This is a genomic window from Herbiconiux sp., assembly GCF_023264855.1.
Taxonomy (GTDB): domain Bacteria; phylum Actinomycetota; class Actinomycetes; order Actinomycetales; family Microbacteriaceae; genus Herbiconiux.
This window is the reverse complement of sequence record NZ_JAHFUW010000001.1, coordinates 209,441-216,400: the sequence shown is the minus strand read 5'-3', so window position 1 is coordinate 216,400 and position 6,960 is coordinate 209,441. Positions and strand designations below refer to the sequence as shown.

Genomic DNA, 6,960 nt, shown 5'->3' with positions numbered 1-6,960 from the left:
ACCCGCCCGGTGAGCGCGACGCGGAGCCGGCGAGCGTGCGGCGGCGCGCCGCCGATCTGCTCGGCCGGGGCAACCGCGCCCGCGACGGCGGTGTCGACGAGGGCACCGGCCGGCACTGGATCGTGCAGACCGTGGGCGGCACCGGCCGCCTGCGCGGGGCCGTGGCCGTGACCCGGCCGGCCGCGTTCGGGGTGGCCGAGGAGTCGGTGCTCACCGTTCTGACCGCGCTCACCGAGCTGTCGTTCGAACACGCCGAAGACAGGAGGATGGGCCTGCGCGCGATCGCCGAGCAGTTCTTCCAGCTGCTGCGCGACGGGCGCATCGAGTCGGTGCGCAAGGGCCTGCGCTCGATGCCGATGCGACTCCCGCGGGAGCCGTTCTCGGTGATCGCGCTCACCCTCGCCGAGCTCGGCCCCGGCCTCCGCGACGCCGTCGAACGGCTGGCCGCCCGGCCGCCGCAACGGTTGTTCGCGGCCGCCGACGAGCAGCGGCTGTTCCTGCTGGCCGACGCCGGGTCGCTCCCGGCCGTGCGGGCGCTGCTCGCCGGGGCCGATGCCCGCGCGGGAGAGTCGGATCCGGCCGCCTGGGCGCAGCTGGACACCGCGATCAGTCAGGCCGTGCGCTCCCTCGAGAGTGCCCCGGCCGGGCAGCTGCTGAGCTTCTCGCGGCTGATCGGGGAGAACGTCTTCGGGCTGCTCGCCTCCTCGCAGGTCTCGGACATCGCCCGGGCGCGTCTGCGGCTGCATCTGGAGACCGATCGCGGCCGGCGCAGGCTCACGGAGTCCGCGGTATGGCTGCGGCACAACGGGTCGTGGGAGCCCGCGGCCCGCGAACTCGGCATGCACCGGCACAGCCTCAAGGCCCGGATCGGGGAGCTCTCGACCGAACTGGGCCTGCCGCTGGACACCTTCCAGGGCCGTGCCGAGCTCTGGGTGCTGCTGGCGGCGGTGGAGGTGGGCCCGGTCGCCGACACGCCGGTCGCGGACACCAAACCCTAGGCCGGTGCGGGCCCTAGGCCGGTGCGGTCGCGGCCCTCGTCAGCCGTGGGCGAGCAGTTCGAGCGCCACGACCGCGAGACCGAGCAGGAACTCCGCACCGAGAGCGATCAGGCGCTGCCACCAGGTCAGCTTCGCCCGGCGCACGGCCAGGTAGCCGATCAGGATGAGCGAGGCGGTGAGCGCGATCGTCGAGGCCTGCAGGGCGGCACCGATCTGCCAGCTGCCGAGGGCGGCGAAGCCGATGAAGATCAGCGGCAGCACGGCCACGGCGAAGGCGCCGAAGCTCACCCGCATCATCCGGCGCAGCTCCGGCCGGGTCGGGAGCACGGTGTGCACGGCCAGATGCGCCACCAGGTCGGCCACGAACACGGCCAGCAGGGTTCCGATCACCGTGATCGCGATCGTCTTCGCGGCCTCGCCCGCGGTGAGGCCCTCGGCGTGGGTCTGCATCGCGAGCACGACGGCGAGAGCGGTGAAGGTGACGTAGACGCGCTCCTTCAGTGCATCGGCGCGGTAGCCGGCATCCGTCGGTTCCGTCTCGGCGTCCATCCGACCAGGCTAACCGCGAACGGTGGCCGTGAGCATGGTTAGGGTACCCTAATCAACATGCGCATCGGCGAAGGGGCACCATGAGCAACATCACCATCACGCACGCACCCTCCGGGCTGGTGCACACCACGGTCGTGCGCAGCGAGCGGGTGACGCCGCACATGATGCGGGTGACCCTCGGCGGCGGCGAGCTCGACCGTTTCGAGCACCGCGGCTTCGACCAGTGGTTCCGGCTCGCCGTTCCGGTGAGCGAGGAGTCGCGGCTCGACAACCTGCCCGACAGGTTCGGGCTCGCCGGCTACCTTCGCTTCGTCACCCTGCCCAAGGGCACCCGTCCGGTCATCCGCAACTACACGGTGCGGGCGTTCCGGCCGGAGAGCCTCGAGCTCGACGTCGATTTCGTGGTGCACGGCACCGAGGGGGTGGCCGCGCCGTGGGCCGCCTCCGTGCAGCCGGGCGCCGAGGTGGCGTTCATCGACCAGGGCTGCGGATGGGCGCCGGTTCCGAGCGACTGGCTGCTGCTGGCCGCCGACGAGAGCGGCCTGCCCGCGGTCGCCGGCATCCTGCGCGATCTGCCGCGGGATGCCGTCGGGCACGCCTTCGTCGAGCTGTTCGACGACGCCGACCGGCAGCTGTCGGAGGCGCCGGAGGGGGTGCAGGTGCACTGGCTGGTGCGGCCGGAGGGGGCCGCTCCCGGTGCGGCCGTGCTGCCGGCGGTGCGGGAGCTCGCCTTCCCGGCGGGCTCGGTCTACGCGTTCGCCGTGGGGGAGTCGGCGCTGGCGACCGGCGTGCGGCGGCACCTGGTGAGCGCGCGCGGGGTGCCCAAGGGCAACGTCACGTTCTGCGGCTACTGGAAGCGGCAGAAGGCGAACTGATCCGGTCGCGGACCGCACGGCTGCGGCGCTGGCCGAGCAGCACACCGCCCAGCACGAGGGCGGTTCCGGATGCCTGCAGCGGCCCGAACGCCTCGCCGGCCAGCAGGGTGCCGAGCAGCACGCCGGTCACGGGATTGAGCAGTCCGACGAGCCCCACGGCACCCGCGGGCAGGTGGCGCAGTCCCGTGAACCAGGCCACGAAGGCCAGGGCCGTGGCGATGAGCGAGACGTACGCGAAGGCCAGCACGGCCGGGAGGTCGAGCTGCGGCGGCGGCCCCTCGCTCACCGCCGCGAACGGGAGTAGGAGCATGCCGCCCGCGATCAGCTGCCACGACGTGAGGGCGAGTGTGCTCACGGGTGCGGCGCCGTCGGCGGTGCGCGACCACCGCTTGGTGAGGATGAACCCCACCGACGACAGCCCCATCGCCCCGAGCGAGACCGCCACGCCGAGCGGATCGATGCCGCCGCCCGGGCCGGCCGATCCGCCGCCCAACAGCATCACGCACACGCCGGTGAAGCCGATGGCGGCCCCGAGCAGCGAGAACAGGCCCGGCCGTTCGCCGAGCAGGGGCCACGCGAGCAGCATCAGAACGGCGGCGGAACTGGCCATGATCGTCGAGGCGACGCTGGTGGGCAGCAGCTGCGAGGCGAGGTAGATCAGCACGAAGAAGGCGCCGACGTTCAGGATGCCGAGAACCGCGGATCGCCACCACCAGGCGCCGCGCGGCCGCTGCCGGGCCACCGCGAGCAGCAGCAGGCCGGCGGGCAGGGCGCGGATGACGGCGCCCCAGAGCGGACTGTCGGCGGGCAGGAAGTGGCGTGTGACGTAGTAGTTCGAGCCCCAGGCGATCGGCGCGATCGCGGTGACGAGGATCCAGCGCCATTTAGCTTCCATGGAAGGTACTATAGCTTCCATGGAAGAGATTGCGAACGATCGTGTCGACGAGATCCAGTCCGAGTGGAGGAGGGAGCGCCCCGACCTCGACGTGTCGCCGCAGGGGCTGATCGGGCGGCTGCACCGGGTGGCCGCGGCCCTGACCGGCGAGCTCGTGCCGGTGTACACGCGACACGGGCTGAGCGAGGGCGAGTTCGACGTGCTGGCCACGCTGCGCCGGGCCGGCGCGCCCTATGAGCGGGCGCCGGGCGAGCTCGCCGCGCACACCATGGTCACGACCGGCGCGATGACCAAGCGCATCGACCGGCTGGTGGAGGCCGGGCTGGTGCTGCGGGAGTCCGGGGCCGGAGACGGGCGTCGGCGGGTGGTCTCACTCACCGAGCGGGGGCGCGACGTGATCGATGCGGCTTTCGAGGAGCACATGGCCAACGAGCATCGGCTCGCGGCCCTTCTGGGAGCCGAGGATCGCGCTGCGCTCGAGCCCGTGCTGCGCCGGTGGCTGCGTGCTCTCGACGGGTAGTGCCGGCATCGTCCGCGACACGCCCGGAACGCCGGATGTCGGTGGTCGAAGTTATCCTCAGATCGATCGGTGGCCACTGTCCACAGCGCGAGCCAGAAGGGCGGTTTTTCGCCGATCTGCCTGTGGATGAACAGGGCGAAAAGATGTGTACAAGTGGTAGGGAGGCTGTGGATAATTACACGGGTGTAACACTTCATCTAGGGGTGCTCGATATCGCCACCAACTATATGTAGTATTGAAGTCCCGGCACCGAGCGCCCACGAAAACGGTGGACACAGGCCTGGCAACGTCCTAATTCCATCGTTCTTCCTCACTCGAGAAAGGTGCTTTTCCTATGGCAATCACGGTCTACACGAAGCCCTCCTGCGTTCAGTGCACCGCTACCTACCGCGCCCTCGAGAACAAGGGTCTCGAGTTCGAGATCTTCGACCTCTCGGTCGACGAGAAGGCCCTCGAAACCGTCAAGGAGCTGGGCTACCTCCAGGCTCCCGTGGTCATGACCTCCGAAGGCGATCACTGGTCGGGCTTCCGCCCCGACAAGATCGCCGAGCTGGCCAGCCGCGCCTCGGCCTAGAGCGTTGTCCGACGACCTCGTCTACTTCTCGAGCGTCTCCGGCAACACCCACCGCTTCGTCGAGTCGCTCGGTCGTCCTGCCTCGCGCATCCCGATCTACGCTCGCGACGAGAAGCTGAAGGCGACCCAGCCGTTCGTCCTGGTCCTCCCCACCTATGGTGGGGGCGGCCTCGGCGGAGCGGTTCCCAAGCAAGTGATCCACTTCCTCAACGACGAGCAGAACCGATCGCTCATCCGCGGCGTCATCGCCGCCGGCAACACCAATTTCGGCGAGGCCTACTGCCTTGCGGGCGACATCGTCGCGCGCAAAACAGGAACCCCGCTGCTCTATCGATTCGAAGTATTCGGAACCCCGGATGACCGCGAGGCCGTCCAGATTGGATTGGACAGACTGTGGAAGCAACTCTGATCGACGCCCCCACCGCGGCGCCGGCGCTCGATTACCACTCGCTGAACGCGATGCTGAACCTCTATGACGCCGACGGACGCATCCAGTTCGACAAAGACAAAGAGGCGGCCAAGCAGTACTTCCTGCAGCACGTCAACCAGAACACGGTCTTCTTCCACAACCTGCGTGAGCGCCTGGACTACCTGATCGAGAAGGAGTACTACGAGCGCGAGCTGATCGAGTCGTACTCGTTCGAGTTCATCCAGAAACTCAACGACCTCGCGTACTCGAAGAAGTTCCGCTTCGAGACCTTCCTCGGCGCGTTCAAGTACTACACGAGCTACACGCTCAAGACCTTCGACGGCAAGCGCTACCTCGAGCGCTTCGAAGACCGCGTGGTGATGACCGCGCTCGGCCTCGCCCAGGGCGACGAGCAGCTCGCGATCAACCTGGTCGAAGAGATCATCGGCGGGCGCTTCCAGCCGGCCACCCCCACCTTCCTCAACACCGGCAAGGCCCAGCGCGGTGAACTCGTGTCGTGCTTCCTGCTGCGCATCGAAGACAACATGGAGTCGATCGCCCGCGGCATCAACTCCGCCCTGCAGCTGTCCAAGCGCGGCGGCGGCGTGGCGCTGCTGCTGTCGAACATCCGCGAGGCCGGCGCCCCGATCAAGCAGATCGAGAACCAGTCCTCGGGCATCATCCCCGTGATGAAGCTGCTCGAAGACAGCTTCAGCTACGCCAACCAGCTCGGCGCCCGTCAGGGTGCGGGTGCGGTGTACCTGAGCGCGCACCACCCCGACATCATGAAGTTCCTCGACACCAAGCGCGAGAACGCGGATGAGAAGATCCGCATCAAGACGCTGTCGCTCGGCGTGGTCGTGCCCGACATCACCTTCGAGCTCGCCAAGAACGACGAAGACATGTACCTGTTCTCGCCGTACGACGTCGAGAAGGTCTACGGCCTGCCCTTCGGCGACATCTCGGTCACCGAGAAGTACCGCGAGATGGTCGACGACCCCCGCATCCGCAAGACGAAGATCAAGGCGCGCGAGTTCTTCCAGACCCTCGCCGAGATCCAGTTCGAATCCGGCTACCCGTACATCATGTACGAAGACACCGTGAACAAGGCGAACCCCATCAAGGGCCGCATCAACATGTCGAACCTGTGCTCGGAGATCCTGCAGGTCAACACGCCCACGACGTACAACGAAGACCTGTCCTACGACGCCATCGGCAAGGACATCTCGTGCAACCTGGGCTCGCTGAACATCGCGCTCACCATGGATTCGCCCGACTTCGGCCGCACCGTCGAGACCGCCATCCGCGGCCTCACCTCGGTGTCGAACCAGTCGCACATCACCTCGGTGCGCTCGATCGAAGACGGCAACGACAAGTCGCACGCCATCGGCCTCGGCCAGATGAACCTGCACGGCTACCTCGCCCGTGAGCGCGTCTTCTACGGCTCGGAGGAGGGTGTCGACTTCACGAACATCTACTTCTACACCGTGCTGTTCCACGCGCTGCGGGCCTCGAACGCGATCGCGATCGAGCGCGGCGAGAAGTTCGACGGCTTCGAGGACTCGACGTACGCCTCCGGTGAGTTCTTCGACAAGTACACGGATGCCGAGTGGGTGCCCGCCACGGCCCGCGTCGCCGAGCTGTTCGAGACCTCGAACATCCACATCCCCACGCAGGCCGACTGGCTCGAGCTCAAGGCCTCCATCCAGGCCCATGGCATCTACAACCAGAACCTGCAGGCCGTGCCGCCCACCGGGTCGATCTCGTACATCAACAACTCCACCTCCTCGATCCACCCGGTCGCCTCGAAGATCGAGATCCGCAAAGAGGGCAAGATCGGCCGCGTCTACTACCCGGCGCCGTTCCTCACGAACGACAACCTCGAGTACTACGCCGACGCCTACGAGATCGGCGCCGAGAAGATCATCGACACCTACGCCGCGGCCACGCAGCACGTCGACCAGGGCCTCTCGCTGACCCTGTTCTTCAAGGACACCGCCACCACCCGTGACATCAACAAGGCGCAGATCTACGCCTGGCGCAAGGGCATCAAGACGATCTACTACATCCGTCTCCGCCAGCTCGCCCTCGAGGGCACGGAGATCGATGGCTGCGTCAGCTGCATGCTCTGATCATCCCC

Annotated in this window: 8 protein-coding genes; 6 read left to right on the top strand and 2 right to left on the bottom strand. The window is 67.9% G+C overall.

The features are described from left to right. Nucleotides 1-998 (top strand): helix-turn-helix domain-containing protein (locus Q0D75_RS00975; RefSeq protein ID WP_291048298.1); only part of this gene is annotated, 998 nt, incomplete at its 5' end. 39 nt (nt 999-1,037) lie between these two features. On the opposite strand, the gene Q0D75_RS00970 is transcribed toward Q0D75_RS00975, so the two are convergent. Further along, on the bottom strand, nt 1,038-1,547 hold the full coding sequence (locus Q0D75_RS00970; protein WP_291048295.1) for a hypothetical protein: 510 nt from the start codon (nt 1,545-1,547) through the stop codon (nt 1,038-1,040). An 80-nt stretch (nt 1,548-1,627) separates the two neighbouring features. Here Q0D75_RS00970 and Q0D75_RS00965 point away from each other — a divergent pair, with 80 nt between their 5' ends. Then, nucleotides 1,628-2,422 (top strand): siderophore-interacting protein, encoded by a 795-nt coding sequence (locus Q0D75_RS00965; RefSeq protein ID WP_291048292.1) that lies wholly within the window; start codon nt 1,628-1,630, stop codon nt 2,420-2,422. On the opposite strand, the gene Q0D75_RS00960 is transcribed toward Q0D75_RS00965, so the two are convergent. Then, on the bottom strand, nt 2,382-3,317 hold the full coding sequence (locus tag Q0D75_RS00960) for an EamA family transporter (RefSeq protein ID WP_291048284.1): 936 nt from the start codon (nt 3,315-3,317) through the stop codon (nt 2,382-2,384). The two genes, Q0D75_RS00965 and Q0D75_RS00960, sit on opposite strands and share 41 nt — an antisense overlap. Nucleotides 3,318-3,336: 19 nt before the next feature. On the opposite strand from Q0D75_RS00960, the gene Q0D75_RS00955 reads away from it, so the two are divergent. From Q0D75_RS00955 to nrdE, 4 genes are all read left to right on the top strand, one after another. Then, nucleotides 3,337-3,837, top strand: coding sequence for a MarR family transcriptional regulator (locus Q0D75_RS00955; protein ID WP_291048282.1), 501 nt, complete (start codon nt 3,337-3,339; stop codon nt 3,835-3,837). A gap of 334 nt (nt 3,838-4,171) precedes the next feature. Continuing rightward, nucleotides 4,172-4,411 (top strand): glutaredoxin-like protein NrdH, encoded by a 240-nt coding sequence (nrdH, locus tag Q0D75_RS00950; protein WP_171705925.1) that lies wholly within the window; start codon nt 4,172-4,174, stop codon nt 4,409-4,411. A 4-nt stretch (nt 4,412-4,415) separates the two neighbouring features. Beyond that, nucleotides 4,416-4,820, top strand: coding sequence for a class Ib ribonucleoside-diphosphate reductase assembly flavoprotein NrdI (nrdI, locus tag Q0D75_RS00945; RefSeq protein WP_291048277.1), 405 nt, complete (start codon nt 4,416-4,418; stop codon nt 4,818-4,820). Next, nucleotides 4,805-6,952 carry a class 1b ribonucleoside-diphosphate reductase subunit alpha gene (nrdE, locus tag Q0D75_RS00940; protein ID WP_291048274.1) on the top strand — a complete coding sequence of 716 codons (2,148 nt, stop codon included), beginning with the start codon at nt 4,805-4,807 and terminating at the stop codon, nt 6,950-6,952. Before nrdI ends, nrdE begins: the two co-directional genes overlap by 16 nt. Nucleotides 6,953-6,960: the final 8 nt, after the last annotated feature.